At 71.1% G+C, this 16471-nt stretch carries 14 protein-coding genes and 1 pseudogene; 14 read left to right on the forward strand and 1 reads right to left on the reverse strand.

Annotated features, from left to right (window positions below; all coding sequences use genetic code 11):
* The 5 genes from IE312_RS27910 to rpsD form a co-directional block, all read left to right on the forward strand.
* A partial coding sequence (locus tag IE312_RS27910) for an MBL fold metallo-hydrolase (RefSeq protein WP_189985062.1) occupies nt 1-687 on the forward strand: 687 nt, incomplete at its 5' end.
* A 12-nt stretch (nt 688-699) separates the two neighbouring features.
* Nucleotides 700-1962: a histidine--tRNA ligase gene (gene hisS, locus IE312_RS27915; RefSeq protein ID WP_189985063.1), complete on the forward strand. Its 1263-nt coding sequence runs from the start codon at nt 700-702 to the stop codon at nt 1960-1962.
* Nucleotides 1963-2169: 207 nt separating this feature from the next.
* Complete coding sequence (locus IE312_RS27920) at nt 2170-2826, forward strand: vitamin K epoxide reductase family protein (RefSeq protein WP_189985064.1); 657 nt, start codon at nt 2170-2172, stop codon at nt 2824-2826.
* Between the two features lie 42 nt (nt 2827-2868).
* Nucleotides 2869-4224, forward strand: a complete 1356-nt coding sequence (locus IE312_RS27925) for a replication-associated recombination protein A (protein WP_189985065.1) — start codon at nt 2869-2871, stop codon at nt 4222-4224.
* Nucleotides 4225-4516: 292 nt separating this feature from the next.
* Nucleotides 4517-5131, forward strand: a complete 615-nt coding sequence (gene rpsD / locus IE312_RS27930) for a 30S ribosomal protein S4 (RefSeq protein WP_189985066.1) — start codon at nt 4517-4519, stop codon at nt 5129-5131.
* 21 nt (nt 5132-5152) lie between these two features.
* Here rpsD and IE312_RS27935 read toward each other — a convergent pair whose 3' ends face one another.
* Complete coding sequence (locus tag IE312_RS27935) at nt 5153-7324, reverse strand: ATP-binding protein (RefSeq protein WP_189985067.1); 2172 nt, start codon at nt 7322-7324, stop codon at nt 5153-5155.
* Nucleotides 7325-7485: 161 nt separating this feature from the next.
* Between IE312_RS27935 and IE312_RS27940 the strand changes: the two genes are divergently transcribed.
* The 9 genes and pseudogenes from IE312_RS27940 to IE312_RS42125 all read left to right on the forward strand — a co-directional run.
* Nucleotides 7486-7920, forward strand: coding sequence for a DUF948 domain-containing protein (locus IE312_RS27940; RefSeq protein ID WP_189985068.1), 435 nt, complete (start codon nt 7486-7488; stop codon nt 7918-7920).
* A gap of 16 nt (nt 7921-7936) precedes the next feature.
* Nucleotides 7937-8284, forward strand: a complete 348-nt coding sequence (locus IE312_RS27945) for a hypothetical protein (protein WP_189985069.1) — start codon at nt 7937-7939, stop codon at nt 8282-8284.
* On the forward strand, nt 8284-10956 hold the full coding sequence (gene alaS / locus IE312_RS27950; RefSeq protein WP_189985070.1) for an alanine--tRNA ligase: 2673 nt from the start codon (nt 8284-8286) through the stop codon (nt 10954-10956). The genes IE312_RS27945 and alaS overlap by 1 nt, the downstream gene beginning before the upstream one ends.
* Nucleotides 10957-10970: 14 nt before the next feature.
* The gene (gene ruvX, locus IE312_RS27955) at nt 10971-11435 is read left to right on the forward strand and encodes a Holliday junction resolvase RuvX (protein WP_189985071.1); all 465 of its coding nucleotides are present in this window, start codon (nt 10971-10973) and stop codon (nt 11433-11435) included.
* Nucleotides 11436-11557: 122 nt separating this feature from the next.
* Nucleotides 11558-13216, forward strand: a complete 1659-nt coding sequence (mltG, locus tag IE312_RS27960; RefSeq protein ID WP_189985072.1) for an endolytic transglycosylase MltG — start codon at nt 11558-11560, stop codon at nt 13214-13216.
* A 221-nt stretch (nt 13217-13437) separates the two neighbouring features.
* The gene (locus IE312_RS27965) at nt 13438-14277 is read left to right on the forward strand and encodes a shikimate dehydrogenase (RefSeq protein WP_189985073.1); all 840 of its coding nucleotides are present in this window, start codon (nt 13438-13440) and stop codon (nt 14275-14277) included.
* A gap of 164 nt (nt 14278-14441) precedes the next feature.
* Nucleotides 14442-15626 carry a chorismate synthase gene (aroC, locus tag IE312_RS27970; protein ID WP_189985074.1) on the forward strand — a complete coding sequence of 395 codons (1185 nt, stop codon included), beginning with the start codon at nt 14442-14444 and terminating at the stop codon, nt 15624-15626.
* A gap of 5 nt (nt 15627-15631) precedes the next feature.
* Nucleotides 15632-16141 (forward strand): shikimate kinase, encoded by a 510-nt coding sequence (locus IE312_RS27975; RefSeq protein ID WP_189985075.1) that lies wholly within the window; start codon nt 15632-15634, stop codon nt 16139-16141.
* Nucleotides 16138-16471: pseudogene (locus IE312_RS42125) on the forward strand (3-dehydroquinate synthase); the annotation flags it as partial. The gene IE312_RS27975 and the pseudogene IE312_RS42125, both read left to right, overlap by 4 nt.

A 16471-nucleotide genomic window follows, 5' to 3' on the forward strand; every position in this document is an offset into this window, starting at 1 on the left:
CCCGCCGGGGCCTGGGGGACGAACTGTTATCTCGTCGCCCCCGCCGCCGGTGAGGAGTGCGTGATCATCGACCCCGGCCACCAGGCCGCCGAAGGCGTCGAGGAAGCGCTGAAGAAGCATCGGCTCAAGCCCGTCGCCGTCGTCCTCACCCACGGCCACATCGACCATGTCGCCTCGGTCGTGCCCGTCTGCGGGGCGCACGACGTACCGGCGTGGATCCACCCCGAGGACCGGTACATGATGAGCGACCCCGAGAAGGCGCTCGGCCGGTCGATCGGCATGCCGCTGATGGGCGAGCTGACCGTGGGGGAGCCGGACGACGTCAGGGAGCTGACCGACGGCACGTCCCTGGCACTGGCCGGGCTGGAGTTCTCCGTCAGCCACGCACCGGGCCATACCAAGGGGTCGGTGACCTTCCGGATGCCCGAGACCGCCGACGTCCCGTCGGTGTTCTTCTCCGGGGACCTGCTGTTCGCCGGCTCCATCGGACGCACCGATCTGCCGGGCGGATCCATGACGGACATGCTCGACTCGCTGGCCCGCGTGTGCCTGCCGCTCGAGGACTCCACCGTGGTGCTGTCCGGACACGGCCCCCAGACGACCATCGGCCAGGAGCGCGCCGCCAACCCCTATCTGCGGCAGGTGGCCGCCGGCCAGGGAGCCGAGGCTCCCCGACGAGGAATGTGACGAAAGATTTCCGTGAGCACTTTCAAGGCCCCCAAGGGCACGTACGACCTGCTGCCGCCGGACAGCGCCAGGTTCCTGGCCGTCCGTGAGGCGATCGCCGCGCCGCTCAGGAGCTCCGGCTACGGCTACATCGAGACCCCCGGCTTCGAGAACGTCGAACTCTTCGCGCGCGGTGTCGGCGAGTCCACCGACATCGTGACCAAGGAGATGTACGTCTTCGAGACGAAGGGCGGCGACAAGCTGGCCCTGCGCCCGGAGACCACCGCGCCCGTGCTGCGGGCGGTCCTGGAGGCCAACCTGCACAAGACGGGCAACCTCCCGGTGAAGGTCTGGTACTCGGGCTCGCAGTACCGCTACGAGCGCCCCCAGAAGGGCCGTTACCGGCACTTCTCCCAGGTCGGCGCCGAGGCGATCGGCGCGGAGGACCCGGCGCTGGACGCCGAGCTGATCATCCTCGCCGACCAGGCGTACCGCACGCTGGGCCTCAGGGACTTCCGCATCCTGCTCAACAGCCTGGGCGACAAGGAGTGCCGTCCGGTGTACCGGGCCGCGCTGCAGGACTTCCTGCGCGGCCTGGACCTGGACGAGGACACGCTGCGCCGCGCGGAGATCAACCCGCTCCGTGTCCTCGACGACAAGCGCGAGTCGGTCCAGAAGCAGCTCACGGGCGCCCCGCTGCTGCGCGACTACCTGTGCGACGCCTGCAAGGCGTACCACGAGGAGGTCCGCGAGCTGATGACGGAGGCCGGCGTCTCCTTCGAGGACGACCCCAAGCTGGTGCGCGGCCTGGACTACTACACCCGCACCACCTTCGAGTTCGTCCACGACGGCCTGGGCTCGCAGTCCGCGGTGGGCGGCGGCGGCCGCTACGACGGCCTGTCCGAGATGATCGGGGGCCCCGCGCTGCCCTCCGTCGGCTGGGCGCTGGGCGTCGACCGCACGGTCCTCGCGCTGGAGGCCGAGGGCGTGGAACTCGACATCCCGTCCGCCACCTCGGTCTACGCCGTCCCGCTCGGCGAGGAGGCCCGCCGGGTGCTGTTCGGGAAGGTCAACGACCTGCGCAAGGTGGGCATCGCGGCGGACTTCGCGTACGGCGGCAAGGGCCTGAAGGGCGCCATGAAGAACGCCAACCGCTCGGGCGCCCGCTACACGATCGTCGCCGGCGAGCGCGACCTCGCCGAGGGCGTCGTCCAGCTCAAGGACATGGAGTCCGGCGAGCAGACGGCGATCGGCGTCAACGAGATCGTGGCGGAGCTGGAGTCCCGGCTCGGCTGACACACGCCCGCGCGCGGGTGCGCCGGACGTTCCCCCGAGGGGCGTCCGGCGCCTTCGTCCCCGGCCCCCGGTGCCGTCCGGAACCGAGCGGACGACACCTGTCGTACGTACATCCTTATGGGAAGCGAACGGTGCGCACACAGGCGTGTGCGGCACAATGACCCGTGCCCGAAGATGGTCCGACTCTCAAGTGACGGAATCGGCGTGATGAGCAAGACGACAGTCAAAGACGTCTCCGCGGAACCCGGTCCGGAGCGCGCCGCCGACGCCCCGCGCGCGGCCGGCGGCAGCCGTGCCTTCGCCGTCCTCCTGGTGATCACCGGCGCGGCCGGGCTGCTGGCCGCCTGGGTCATCACGATCGACAAGTTCAAGCTGCTGGAAGCCAAGGCCGTCGGCAAGACGTTCACCCCCGGGTGCAGCATGAACCCCGTGGTCTCCTGCGGCAGCGTCATGGAGAGCAAGCAGGCCGCCGCCTTCGGCTTCCCCAACCCGATGCTCGGCCTGGTCGCCTACGGCATCGTCGTCTGCGTCGGCATGAGCCTGCTGGCCCGCGCCCGGTTCCCGCGCTGGTACTGGCTGACCTTCAACGCCGGCACGCTCTTCGGCGTGAGCTTCTGCGCCTGGCTGATGTTCCAGTCCCTGTACCGGATCAACGCCCTGTGCCTGTGGTGCTCCCTGGCCTGGGTCGCGACGATCATCATGTTCTGGTACGTGACCTCGTTCAACGTCCGCAACGGCTTCCTGCCCTCCCCGCGCTGGATGAAGAGCTTCTTCGGCGAGTTCACCTGGGTCATGCCGGTACTGCACATCGGCATCATCGGCATGCTGATCCTCACCCGCTGGTGGGACTTCTGGACCAGTTGACCGTCCCGAGGGATTGTCAGTGCCGTGTTTTAGGGTTTCCGCGTGGAGCCCGACCTGTTCACCGCCGCAGCAGAAGAACGCCAGGAGAAGGACCCGACCGGCAGCCCCCTGGCGGTCCGGATGCGTCCGCGCACCCTCGACGAGGTCGTCGGCCAGCAGCACCTGCTGAAACCGGGCTCACCCCTGCGCCGCCTGGTCGGCCAGGGGGCCAAGGGCCCCGCCGGGCCCTCCTCGGTGATCCTCTGGGGTCCGCCCGGCACCGGCAAGACGACCCTGGCGTACGTCGTCTCCAAGGCCACCGACAAACGCTTCGTCGAACTGTCGGCGATCACCGCGGGCGTCAAGGAGGTCCGTGCGGTCATCGACGGAGCCCGCCGCGCCTCCGGCGGCTACGGCAAGGAGACCGTCCTCTTCCTCGACGAGATCCACCGCTTCAGCAAGGCCCAGCAGGACTCCCTGCTCCCGGCCGTCGAGAACCGCTGGGTGACCCTCATCGCGGCGACCACGGAGAACCCGTACTTCTCCGTCATCTCGCCCCTGCTCTCCCGGTCCCTCCTGCTCACCCTCGAATCCCTCACCGACGACGACGTCCGGGGCCTGCTGCGGCGGGCCCTCACCGAGGAACGCGGCCTGAACGGCGCCGTCACCCTCCCCGAGGACACCGAGAACCACCTCCTGCGCATCGCCGGCGGCGACGCCCGCCGCGCCCTGACCGCGCTGGAGGCCGCCGCCGGGGCCGCGCTCGACAAGGGCGAGACCGAGATCGCCCTGACGACGCTGGAAGAGACCGTCGACCGTGGCGCCGTGAAGTACGACCGCGACGGCGACCAGCACTACGACGTCGCCAGCGCCCTCATCAAGTCCATCCGCGGTTCCGACGTCGACGCGGCCCTGCACTACCTGGCCCGCATGATCGAGGCCGGTGAGGACCCCCGGTTCATCGCCCGCCGCCTGATGATCTCCGCCAGCGAGGACATCGGCCTGGCCGACCCGCAGGCCCTGCCGATCGCGGTCGCCGCCGCCCAGGCGGTCGCGATGATCGGCTTCCCGGAGGCCGCGCTCACCCTCAGCCACGCCACGATCGCCCTGGCCCTCGCCCCCAAGTCGAACTCCGCGACCACCGCGATCGGCGCCGCCCTGGACGACGTGCGCAAGGGCCTGGCCGGCCCGGTGCCGCCGCACCTGCGCGACGGGCACTACCAGGGTGCCGCCAAGCTCGGCCACGCGCAGGGGTACGTGTACCCGCACGACCTGCCCGAGGGCATCGCCGAGCAGCAGTACGCCCCGGACGCCCTGAAGGACCGCGCGTACTACACGCCGAGCCGGCACGGCGCCGAGGCCAGGTACGCGGACGCCGTGGAGTGGACCCGCGCCCACCTCGGTCGCAAGCGGTCCTGAGCGCCCTGTAGACTGCTCCGAAGTGCTGTGTCCCGTGCAGTCAGAACGGGACGGACAGCCGGAACCCCCAGCGGGTTCCAGGAGCGTCGCGCACCGTCGAACGGTGTCGCGGGCAGCCCACCACCCCCCTGCAGTTCCGGGACGGTCGGTGGGCCACTCGCGTGCTGCACGTATGTGCCCAGACCAGGGAAGCGGCTGCCCGGCAGGTCCCCAGCGGACCCGGCGGGTTTTCCCGGCTGCGGATGCGACCTCTCTAATCCTGACGAGCCGGAAACTAGGAAATGAGATAAGAGTGGCGAACCAGTCCCGCCCCAAGGTCAAGAAGTCGCGTGCCCTCGGTATCGCGCTGACCCCGAAGGCCGTCAAGTACTTCGAGGCCCGCCCCTACCCGCCGGGTGAGCACGGCCGCGGCCGCAAGCAGAACTCGGACTACAAGGTCCGTCTGCTGGAGAAGCAGCGTCTGCGCGCCCAGTACGACATCTCCGAGCGCCAGCTGGTCCGCGCCTACGAGCGCGCGTCCAAGGTCCAGGGCAAGACCGGTGAGGCCCTGATCGTCGAGCTGGAGCGCCGCCTCGACGCGCTGGTCCTGCGTTCGGGCATCGCCCGCACGATCTACCAGGCCCGCCAGATGGTCGTCCACGGCCACATCCAGGTCAACGGCCAGAAGGTCGACAAGCCGTCCTTCCGCGTCCGCCCGGACGACGTCGTGCAGGTCCGCGACCGCTCCAAGGAGAAGACGCTCTTCACGATCGCCCGTGAGGGTGGCTTCGCCCCCGACGGCGAGATCCCGCGCTACCTGCAGGTGAACCTCAAGGCCCTGGCGTTCCGCCTGGACCGCGAGCCGAACCGCAAGGAGATCCCGGTGATCTGCGACGAGCAGCTCGTCGTCGAGTACTACGCCCGCTGATCCCAGCCCCGGCGCACGTCCTCAGCCCGCCGTCTCCCCACCCTTCCGGGTGGGCGAGGCGGCGGGTTCGCGCTGTCCGGAGCGGGTCCCCGGAACCGGCCCCCGGGGCGCCGGCAGCGCCGGCAGCGGCCGGACGTCCTCGCTGAGCGCCCGGGCCACCGCGGTCTCCCGGTCCAGCCGCGCCCCCCGGCGCACCCACTCCTCGTACCGCTCGTCGCCCAGCGCCTCCCGGGCCGTCGCCTCGCACAGCTCGTGCGGGGCGTTGAAGTACGCCGAGCCGAACAGCGGCAGCCCGACCGAGGGCCACATCCGCCCGGCCGCGCCCTGGAGCACCGCCGCCTCCACCGCATCGCCCTGCCCCACCGTCACCAGGGCCAGCAGCTCGATCGACAGCACCGTCCCGAGCAGGTCGCGGAAGGTGTGCGCGTGGTCCAGGCACTCCGCCAGCAGCTCCCGCGCGCGGGCCGGATCACCGCCCTGCCAGGCCGCGTACGCCAGCACGTACAGCGCGTACGACCGCGCCCAGCGCTCCCCGTGGTCCTCGCACACCCGGCGCACGTCCTCGCACAGCCGCACCGCGTCCGGCAGGTCCCCCTGGAACGCCCGCGCCATCGCCAGTTCCACCTGGCCCATCAGGACGTTGCTGTTCAGCTCCCCGATCTCCTGGTAGCGGTCCAGCGCCGACCGCAGCAGCGTTTCTGCGCGGGGCATGTCGTCCGAGACCAGGGCGAGACAGCCGGTGCGGTGCTCGGCGTACGCCACCGCCGTCGCGTCGGCCGACCGCTCCGCCTGTTCCCGGCAGGCCTGGAGCGCCTGGAGCGCGGGCACGGTCTCGCCCTGCAGGATCGCCACGTAGCCGAGCACCCACAGCGCCTTCAGCCGGGACTGTTCGTACTCCGAGTCCAGTTCCACGCTGCGCTCCAGCCACCGCCGCCCCTCCGGGAGCCGGCCGCAGCCCACCCAGCAGAACCACAGCGAACCCGCCAGGTGCTGGCCGAGGTGCGCCTCCTCCGGCTCGGTCAGACAGAACTCCAGCGCCGTCCGCAGGTTCGGCAGCTCGGCGTCGACCCGGGCGGCCACCTCCCGCTGCCGGGGCGAGAACCACTCCAGCTCGCACCAGGTCGCCAGGCCCAGGTACCAGTCGCGGTGCCGTCTGCGCAGCCGGCCGGCGTCCCCCGTGGCCTGCAGCCAGCCGGCGCCGTAGGCCCGGACGGTGTCCAGCATCCGGTAACGGGGGCCGGCCGGGGTCTCCTCGCGGGAGACGACCGACTGGGCGAGCAGTTCCGCCAGCACGTCCAGGACGTCGTCGGCGGCCAGCCCGTCCCCGCTGCACACGTACTCGGCCGCCTCCAGGTCGAAGGTCTGCGCGAACACCGACAGCCGTGCCCACAGCAGCCGTTCGGCCGGCGTGCACAGCTCGTGGCTCCAGCCGATCGCCGTGCGCAGCGCCCGGTGCCGGGGGAGGGCGTCCCGGTCGCCGCCGGTCAGCAGCCGGAACCGGTCGTCGAGCCGCTGCAGCAGCTGCCCCGGGGACAGCGCGCGCAGCCGCCCGGCCGCGAGCTCCAGCGCCAGCGGGATCCCCTCCAGGCGCCGGCACAGCTCCCGCACCTCGGCGCCGTCGGCCACCGGCACCCCGTGCGCGCGGGCCCGGTCCGTGAACAGCTCCACCGCCTCGTCCTCGCCGAGCGGCGCCAGCGGGAACAGCCGCTCGCCCGCCAGGCCGAGGGGACGCCGGCCCACGGCCAGCACGCGCAGCTCCGGCAGGGCGCGCAGCAGCTCCGCCGTCAGATCGGCACAGGCCGCCACCAGGTGCTCGAACCCGTCCAGCACCAGCAGCGCCGGACGGCCCGCCAGATGCTCCAGCAGCGTCTGGCGGGGCGGGCGGGCGGTGTGGTCGGTCAGCCCCAGCGCCTCCACGACCGCGTACTCCACGAACTGCGGGTCCCGCACGGTCGACAGCTCCGCCGGCCCCCGGCCCGGCCCGCCCGCCCCGGCACCGGAGGTCCAGCGGGCCGCCGCCCGCGCGGCCAGCCGGGACTTGCCGACCCCGCCCACCCCGGTCACGGTCACCAGCCGCGCCCGGCCCAGTGCCGCCGTCAGCTCGGCCAGCTCGGCCGAGCGTCCGACGAACGCGGTGAGTTCGACGGGCGGATCGCCGTCCGCCGGGGAGCCGGGGCTGTGAGGACCTCGCATGGGACACGGAGCGTACTGAACCGTGTTCACTGCGTACAATCGCTTCCCGCAACTCCGCCCGCCCCGCCCGGTAATCGGGTACGGAGCCCAGGCCCCGGCGCGATAGGCTCGGGGCACTGTTTTTTCACGGTTCAGATGCTCAGGCACGTTTCAGGGAGCGGGTGCGCACAGTGTCCGGTGGAGAGGTGGCCGGGATCCTGGTGGCCGTCTTCTGGGCGATCCTGGTCTCCTTCCTCGCGGTCGCACTGGCGAGGCTGGCCCAGACGCTCAGGGCGACCACCAAGCTCGTCGCGGACGTGACCGACCAGGCGGTGCCACTGCTCGCCGACGCCTCCCAGGCCGTGCGCTCGGCGCAGACCCAGATCGACCGGGTCGACGCGATCGCCACCGACGTCCAGGAGGTCACGTCGAACGCGTCCGCGCTGTCCACCACCGTCGCCTCCACCTTCGGCGGCCCCCTGGTGAAGGTCGCGGCCTTCGGCTACGGCGTCCGCCGGGCGCTCGGCGGCCGCAAGGAGGACGTGCCCGCCAAGACGCCCCGGCGTACCGTGATCGTGGGCCGGACGGTCCCCGCCGCACGCCGCAAGCGCAAGTAAGGACTGAGAGCGAGCGATGTTCCGCCGTACGTTCTGGTTCAGCACCGGTGTCGCCGCCGGTGTGTGGGCCACCACCAAGGTCAACCGCAAGCTGAGGCAGCTCACGCCGGAGAGCCTCGCCGTCAGCGCGGCGAACAAGGCCCTGGAGACCGGCCAGCGGCTGAAGGACCGCGCGGTCGGCTTCGCGCTCGACGTCCGCGACAACATGGCGCAGCGGGAGGCGGAGCTGGAGGAGGCCCTCGGCATCCAGGACAGCCCCGAACTCCCGGCGCCCCGGCGGCGTGCCGCCATCGAGAACAACCGCAGCAACCCGCAGTACATCGAGAACACGACGTACTCGTACAACCGGAATGAGGACCACTGATGGAGTCGGCCGAGATTCGCCGCCGCTGGCTGAGCTTCTTCGAGGAGCGCGGGCACACCGTCGTCCCTTCGGCGTCGCTCATCGCGGACGACCCGACTCTGCTCCTCGTCCCCGCCGGCATGGTGCCCTTCAAGCCCTACTTCCTGGGTGAGGTCAAGCCGCCCTTCCCGCGCGCCACCAGCGTGCAGAAGTGCGTGCGCACACCCGACATCGAAGAGGTCGGCAAGACCACGCGGCACGGCACCTTCTTCCAGATGTGCGGCAACTTCTCCTTCGGCGACTACTTCAAGGAAGGCGCCATCAAGTACGCCTGGGAGCTGCTCACCACGCCCCAGGACAAGGGCGGTTACGGCCTCGACCCCGAGCGCCTGTGGATCACCGTCTACAAGGACGACGACGAGGCCGAGCGCATCTGGCACGAGGTCGTGGGCGTGCCGAAGGAGCGCATCCAGCGCCTCGGCATGAAGGACAACTACTGGTCCATGGGCGTCCCCGGCCCCTGCGGCCCCTGCTCCGAGATCAACTACGACCGCGGCCCCGAGTTCGGCGTCGAGGGCGGCCCCGCCGTCAACGACGAGCGGTACGTGGAGATCTGGAACCTCGTCTTCATGCAGTACGAGCGGGGCGAGGGCATCGGCAAGGACAACTTCGAGATCCTCGGGGACCTGCCGAGCAAGAACATCGACACCGGCCTCGGCCTGGAGCGGCTCGCCATGATTCTGCAGGGCGTGCAGAACATGTACGAGATCGACACCTCCATGGCCGTCATCGACAAGGCCACCGAGCTGACCGGCGTGCGCTACGGCGACGCCCACGCCTCGGACGTCTCCCTGCGCGTGGTCACCGACCACATGCGCACCGCCACCATGCTCATCGGCGACGGCGTCACCCCCGGCAACGAGGGCCGCGGCTATGTGCTGCGCCGCATCATGCGCCGCGCCATCCGCAACATGCGTCTGCTCGGCGCCACGGGTCCGGTCGTCAAGGACCTCATCGACGTCGTCATCCGCATGATGGGCCAGCAGTACCCCGAGCTGATCACCGACCGCGAGCGCATCGAGAAGGTCGCCCTCGCCGAGGAGAACGCCTTCCTGAAGACGCTGAAGGCCGGCACCAACATCCTGGACACCGCCGTCACCGAGACCAAGGCCTCGGGCTCGGCCGTGCTCCCCGGCGACAAGGCGTTCCTGCTCCACGACACCTGGGGCTTCCCGATCGACCTCACCCTGGAGATGGCCGCCGAGCAGGGGCTGTCCGTGGACGAGGACGGCTTCCGCCGCCTGATGAAGGAGCAGCGGGAGCGCGCCAAGGCCGACGCCCAGGCCAAGAAGACCGGCCACGCCGACATGGGCGCCTACCGCGAGATCGCCGACAAGGCCGGTGCGACCGACTTCATCGGCTACACCGACACCGAGGGCGAGTCCACGATCGTCGGCATCCTGGTCGACGGCGCCTCCTCCCCGGCCGCCACCGAGGGCGACGAGGTCGAGATCGTCCTGGACCGCACCCCGTTCTACGCCGAGGGCGGCGGCCAGATCGGCGACACCGGCAGGATCCGGGTCGACTCCGGTGCCGTGATCGAGGTCCGCGACTGCCAGAAGCCGGTCCCCGGGGTGTACGTCCACAAGGGCGTCGTCCAGGTCGGCGAGGTCACCGTCGGCGCCAAGGCCCACGCCTCGATCGACGCCCGCCGCCGTACGGCCATCGCCCGCGCCCACTCGGCCACCCACCTCACGCACCAGGCGCTGCGCGACGCCCTCGGCCCGACGGCCGCCCAGGCCGGTTCCGAGAACCAGCCGGGCCGCTTCCGCTTCGACTTCGGCTCCCCGGCCGCGGTGCCGACGGCCGTGATGACCGACGTCGAGCAGAAGATCAACGAGGTGCTGGCCCGCGACCTCGACGTGCACGCCGAGGTCATGGGCATCGACGAGGCCAAGAAGCAGGGCGCCATCGCCGAGTTCGGCGAGAAGTACGGCGAGCGGGTGCGCGTCGTGACCATCGGCGACTTCTCCAAGGAGCTGTGCGGCGGCACGCACGTGCACAACACCGCCCAGCTGGGTCTGGTGAAGCTGCTCGGCGAGTCCTCCATCGGTTCCGGTGTCCGCCGTATCGAGGCCCTCGTCGGTGTGGACGCCTACAACTTCCTGGCCCGCGAGCACACGGTCGTCAACCAGCTGACCGAGCTGCTCAAGGGCCGCGCGGAGGAGCTGCCGGAGAAGGTCGCCGCGATGCTCGGCAAGCTGAAGGACGCCGAGAAGGAGATCGAGAAGTTCCGCGCCGAGAAGGTGCTCCAGGCCGCCGCCGGTCTCGCCGAGTCCGCCAAGGACGTGCGGGGCGTGGCCCTGGTGACCGGCCGGGTCCCGGACGGCACCACGCCGGACGACCTGCGCAAGCTGGTCCTGGACGTGCGCGGCCGGATCCAGGGCGGACGTGCCGTCGTCGTGGCCCTCTTCACGGTGAACAACGGCAAGCCGCTCACGGTCATCGCCACCAACGACGCCGCCCGCGACCGCGGTCTGAAGGCCGGTGACCTGGTCCGTACGGCCGCCAAGGCGCTCGGCGGCGGCGGTGGCGGCAAGCCGGACGTCGCCCAGGGCGGCGGCCAGAACCCGGCCGCCGTCGGCGACGCCGCCGACGCGGTCGAGCGCCTGGTCGCCGAGACCGCCAAGTAAGAGACGGTCGAGACATGCGCAGAGGACGTCGGCTCGCGATCGACGTCGGGGACGCCCGGATCGGGGTCGCCTCGTGCGACCCCGACGGGATCCTCGCCACCCCGGTGGAGACCGTCCCCGGCCGGGACGTGCCCGCCGCCCACCGCCGGCTGGCCCGGCTGGTGGCGGAGTACGAACCGATCGAGGTCGTCGTCGGCCTCCCCCGCTCTCTCAAGGGGAGCGAGGGCCCGGCCGCGGTCAAGGTCCGCGCCTTCGCCCAGGAGCTGGCCAAGGGCATCGAGCCGGTGCCGGTGCGGCTGGTCGACGAGCGGATGACGACGGTGACGGCCAGTCAGGGGCTGCGTGCCTCGGGCGTGAAGTCGAAGAAGGGCCGGGCGGTCATCGACCAGGCCGCCGCCGTCATCATTTTGCAGCAGGCCCTGGAATCCGAACGGGTGTCAGGCGATCCACCCGGCGAAGGCGTCGAAGTGGTCATCTGATCGCGATACGGTAACGTTCCGCGCGATGCGCCGGTGTTCGAACAGCCGGGGCACAGCAAGAGGCGGAGCGGAAGCCGGCCCACGGGCCGCGTGACCGTCGGCCTCGCGGCTCTAGGGGATCGATGACTGAGTATGGCCGGGGCCCAGGCTCCGAACCGTGGCATCCGGAGGACCCGTTGTACGGGGACGGCGGATGGGGCGGACAGCAGACCCACGCGGGCCGGCAGTCCCCTTACGACGGCCAGCCCCAGCACTATCCGCAGACGCCGCAGCACGGCGACTGGAGCCAGGAGCAGCAGCCCGGGTACGAGGGGCAGCAGCACGCGTACCCGGACGGATCCGGTGGCCAGCAGTACGACCAGCGGTTCCCCGGCCAGACCCAGCAGCAGTTCCAGCAGGGCGGCTGGGACGCGACCGGCACCCACGGCCAGGTGCCGTACGCCGCCGACCCCGGCGACCCCTATGGCCAGCAGCCCGTGGCCTACGGCGGGGAACAGCCCGACTTCTACGGCACCGAGGACGCCTACCCGCCGCCGGAGCCGCCCGGCCGCAGACGTCCCGAGCCGGAACCCGAGCCGGAGGCCGCGGCCGGGGAGGAGCACCTCCTGCCGGCGGACGACGGCGAGGAGGACGACGAGGAGCACGAGCTCCAGGGCCGGCGGGAGCGGCGCGGCAAGGGGAAGAAGCCCGTCAAGAGCAAGAAGCGGCGCACCGGCTGCGCCTGCATGGTGGTCGTCCTGGTGTTCGGCGGCGGCCTGGCCGGCGTCGGGTACTTCGGCTACCAGTTCTACCAAAATCGTTTCGGCGCGGCCCCGGACTTCGCGGGCGACGGCAACGGGGAGCAGGTCACCGTCGAGATCCCCAAGGGGGCAGGGGGCTGGGAGATCGGCCAGAAGCTGAAGGACGCGGGTGTCGTCGAGAGCGCCGCTGCGTTCGTCTCTGCCCTGCAGGCGAACCCTGACGGCAAATCGCTCCAGGACGGTGTCTACACCCTGGAGAAGCAGATGTCGGCCGCGAGCGCGGTGGAACTGATGCTGAGCCCGAAGAGCCGCAGCAACCTGATCGTCGCCGAGGGTCTGCGCAACACAGCGGTGTACGCCCTTGTCGACAAGCGTCTCGGAGTCAAGCCGGGTACCACGGCACGCGTTGCGAAGAAGGAGTACAAGCACCTTGGGCTGCCCGCTTGGGCGACGAATCACCCGAACCTGAAGGACCCGCTGGAAGGCTTCCTCTACCCCTCGAGCTACGCGGTCACCAAGGGGCAAAAGCCTGCGGCCGTTCTCAGGAAGATGGTGGCTCAGTCCACCGCAGAGTTCAAAGCGTTGGGTCTGGAAAACAAGGCACAAGAGCTTGGCCTCGAAAGTCCTTGGCAACTGCTCACGGTGGCCAGCTTGGTGCAGGCCGAGGGCACCAGTCACGATGATTTCCGCAAGATGGCGGAGGTCGTGTACAACCGACTCAAGGTCGATAACCCTCAGACCTACGGTCGACTGGAGTTCGACTCCACCTATAACTACGTGAAGAATCAGAGCAAACTCGATCTGAGCATTGCCGAGCTGCGTAGGTACGGCAACCCCTACAACACCTACTTCTCCAAGGGCTTGCCGCCGGGGCCTATCGACAACCCCGGTGAGGAGGCGCTCAGGGGTGCGCTCGAGCCGACTCACGACGGCTGGTACTACTTCATCTCGATGGACGGCAAGACCAGCAAGTTCACGAAGACGCTGGCGGACCACGAGAAGCTGGTCAACGAGTGGAATGCGGCGAGGAACAAGAACTGACGGGAGCGCGCGACCACTCACTGGACTGAGGGACGGGTCGTGCGAACGGTCCGGGGGAGGCTGGTCGAGCGACCTCGCTCTTCTACAAGCGGTCCAGAAGACCCTCCACGGCCCCGGCCCCGGCCCTGGCCTGTGGCTGGCCCACATGCGGGTCGCAGATCAGGAGAGTTGGAAGGCCGGTCAAGGTAGCCTGAATCCGTGGAATCCGAGGAAAGCTCTCCATGACATCGAAGGCAGTTGACGGCCGTCGTGCCGCCGTGCTCGGTTCGCCGATCGCCCACTCCCTCTCCCCGGTGCTGCACCGGGCCGCGTACCGGGCGGCGGGACTCGCCGACTGGTCGTACGACAGCTTCGACGTCGACGAGGCCGCCCTGCCCGGCTTCCTGGACCGGCTCGGACCGGAGTGGGCCGGCCTGTCGCTGACCATGCCGCTGAAGCGGGCGGTCATCCCGCTGCTGGACGAGATCAGCGACACCGCGGCCTCGGTCGACGCCGTCAACACGCTCGTCCTCACCGAGGACGGCCGCCGGCTCGGCGACAACACCGACATCCCGGGCATGGTGGCCGCCCTGCGCGAGCACGGCATCGCGCAGGTCGACTCCGCCGCGATCCTCGGCGCCGGCGCCACCGCCTCCTCCGCGCTCGCCGCGCTGGCCCGGGTCTGCACCGGAGAGGTCGTCGCCTACGTCCGCAGCGAGGCCCGCGCCGCCGAGATGCGCCAGTGGGGCGAACGCCTCGACGTGGAGGTCCGTACGGCGGACTGGTCGGACGCGGCCGAGGCGCTGCGCGCCCCGCTGGTGATCGCCACCACGCCCGCCGGCGCCACCGACGCCCTCGCCACCGCCGTACCCGAACGCCCCGCCACCCTCTTCGACGTGCTCTACGATCCCTGGCCCACCGAGCTGGCGGCCCGCTGGTCCATGTTCGGCGGTGCCGTGGTCAGCGGCCTGGACCTGCTGGTCCACCAGGCCGTGCTCCAGTTCGAGCAGATGACCGGCCACGCCCCGGGTCCGCTGGAGGCCATGCGGCACGCCGGCGAGAAGGCGCTCGCGGCCCGCTGACGCCCGCGCACGCGTCCGCCTGCTGGACCGGCGGCCGGTTCCCGAGCCGGGACGTGGGAGGATCGGAGGTGGCGGACCGGGGTCGCGCACCCGGTGGCGCCGTCGCCGTACGCGAGGAAGCGCGTGCGCAGGGCAGTACCGGGCGCGAGCACTGAGGAGCACCGTTGAGCAGGCTGCGTTGGCTGACCGCGGGGGAGTCCCACGGTCCCGCACTTGTCGCGACGCTGGAGGGTCTTCCCGCCGGCGTGCCGATCACCACGGACATGGTGGCGGACCACCTGGCGCGGCGGCGGCTCGGCTATGGCCGCGGTGCCCGGATGAAGTTCGAGCGGGACGAGGTCACCTTCCTGGGCGGCGTCCGGCACGGCCTGACCCTCGGCTCCCCGGTGGCGATCATGGTGGGCAACACCGAGTGGCCGAAGTGGGACCAGGTCATGGCGGCCGACCCGGTCGACCCGGAGATCCTCGCCGGCCTCGCCCGCAACGCGCCGCTGACCCGCCCCCGGCCCGGCCACGCCGACCTGGCGGGCATGCAGAAGTACGGCTTCGACGAGGCCCGGCCGATCCTGGAGCGCGCCTCGGCCCGCGAGACGGCCGCCCGGGTCGCGCTGGGCGCGGTCGCCCGGTCGTACCTGAAGGAGACGGCCGGTATCGAGATCGTCTCCCACGTGGTCGAGCTGTGCTCCGTGAAGGCTCCGCAGGGCGTCTACCCGACCCCGGCCGATGTCGACAAGCTCGACGCCGACCCGCTGCGCTGCCTGGACGCCGCTGCCTCGAAGGCGATGGTCGCGGAGGTCGACCAGGCGCACAAGGACGGCGACACCCTGGGCGGTGTGGTCGAGGTGCTGGCCTACGGCGTCCCGGTCGGCCTCGGTTCGCACGTGCACTGGGACCGCAAGCTGGACGCCCGTCTCGCCGGTGCGCTGATGGGCATCCAGGCGATCAAGGGCGTGGAGATCGGTGACGGTTTCGAGCTGGCCCGGGTGCCGGGCTCGAAGGCGCACGACGAGATCGTGAACACCGCCGAGGGCATCAAGCGCGTCTCCGGCCGTGCCGGCGGCACCGAGGGCGGCCTGTCCACCGGAGAGCTGCTGCGGGTGCGGGCCGCGATGAAGCCGATCGCCACCGTGCCGCGGGCGCTGAAGACGGTGGACGTGGCCACGGGCGAGCCCGCGCAGGCCCACCACCAGCGCTCGGACGTCTCCGCCGTCCCGGCGGCCGGCATCGTCGCCGAGGCCATGGTGGCGCTCGTCCTCGCGGACGCGGTCGCGGAGAAGTTCGGCGGCGACTCGGTGGCGGAGACCCGCCGGAACGTGACGTCGTACCTCGACAGCCTGGCGATCAGGTGAGCGGCATGCCCGCGGTCGTCCTGGTCGGTCCGATGGGCGTGGGCAAGTCCACCGTCGGACGGCTGCTCGCCGAGCGCCTCGGCGTCGGCTTCCGGGACACCGACGAGGACATCGTGGCCGCCGAGGGCCGCACGATCTCCGAGATCTTCGTGGACGAGGGCGAGGCGGCCTTCCGCGCCATCGAGAAGCGGGCCGTGCACACCGCGCTCGCCGAGCACGAGGGCGTCCTCGCACTCGGCGGCGGGGCGATCCTCGACGCCGACACCCGCGCGCTGCTCGCCGGCCACCGGGTGGTCTACCTGTCGATGGAGGTCGAGGAGGCCGTCCGCCGCACCGGGCTCGGCGTGGCCCGCCCGCTGCTCGCGGTCAACCCGCGCAAGCAGTGGCGGGAGCTGATGGAGGCGCGCCGGCACCTGTACGAGGAGGTCGCCACGGCCGTCGTGGCGACCGACGGCCGCACGCCGGAAGAGGTCACGCAGGCGGCATGGGACGCAGTGGAGTTGAAGCAGGTATGAGCGAGGCAGTCACCCGGATCCCGGTCGCCGGCACGGCGGGCACCGACCCCTACGAGGTGCTGGTGGGCCGTCAGCTGCTGGGCGAGCTGGCCGGGCTGATCGGGCAGCGGGCCAAGCGGGTCGCCGTCATCCACCCGGAGGCGCTGGCCGAGACCGGGGAGGCGCTGCGCGCCGATCTGGCCGAGCAGGGCTACGAGGCCGTCGCCATCCAGGTGCCGAACGCCGAGGAGGCCAAGACCGCCGAGGTCGCCGCCTACTGCTGGAAGGCGCTCGGCCAGTGCGGTTTCACCCGCACCGACGTCATCGTCGGGGTCGGCGGCGGTTCCACCA

It is taken from the genome of Streptomyces capoamus, from assembly GCF_014654935.1.
Classification (GTDB): domain Bacteria; phylum Actinomycetota; class Actinomycetes; order Streptomycetales; family Streptomycetaceae; genus Streptomyces; species Streptomyces capoamus.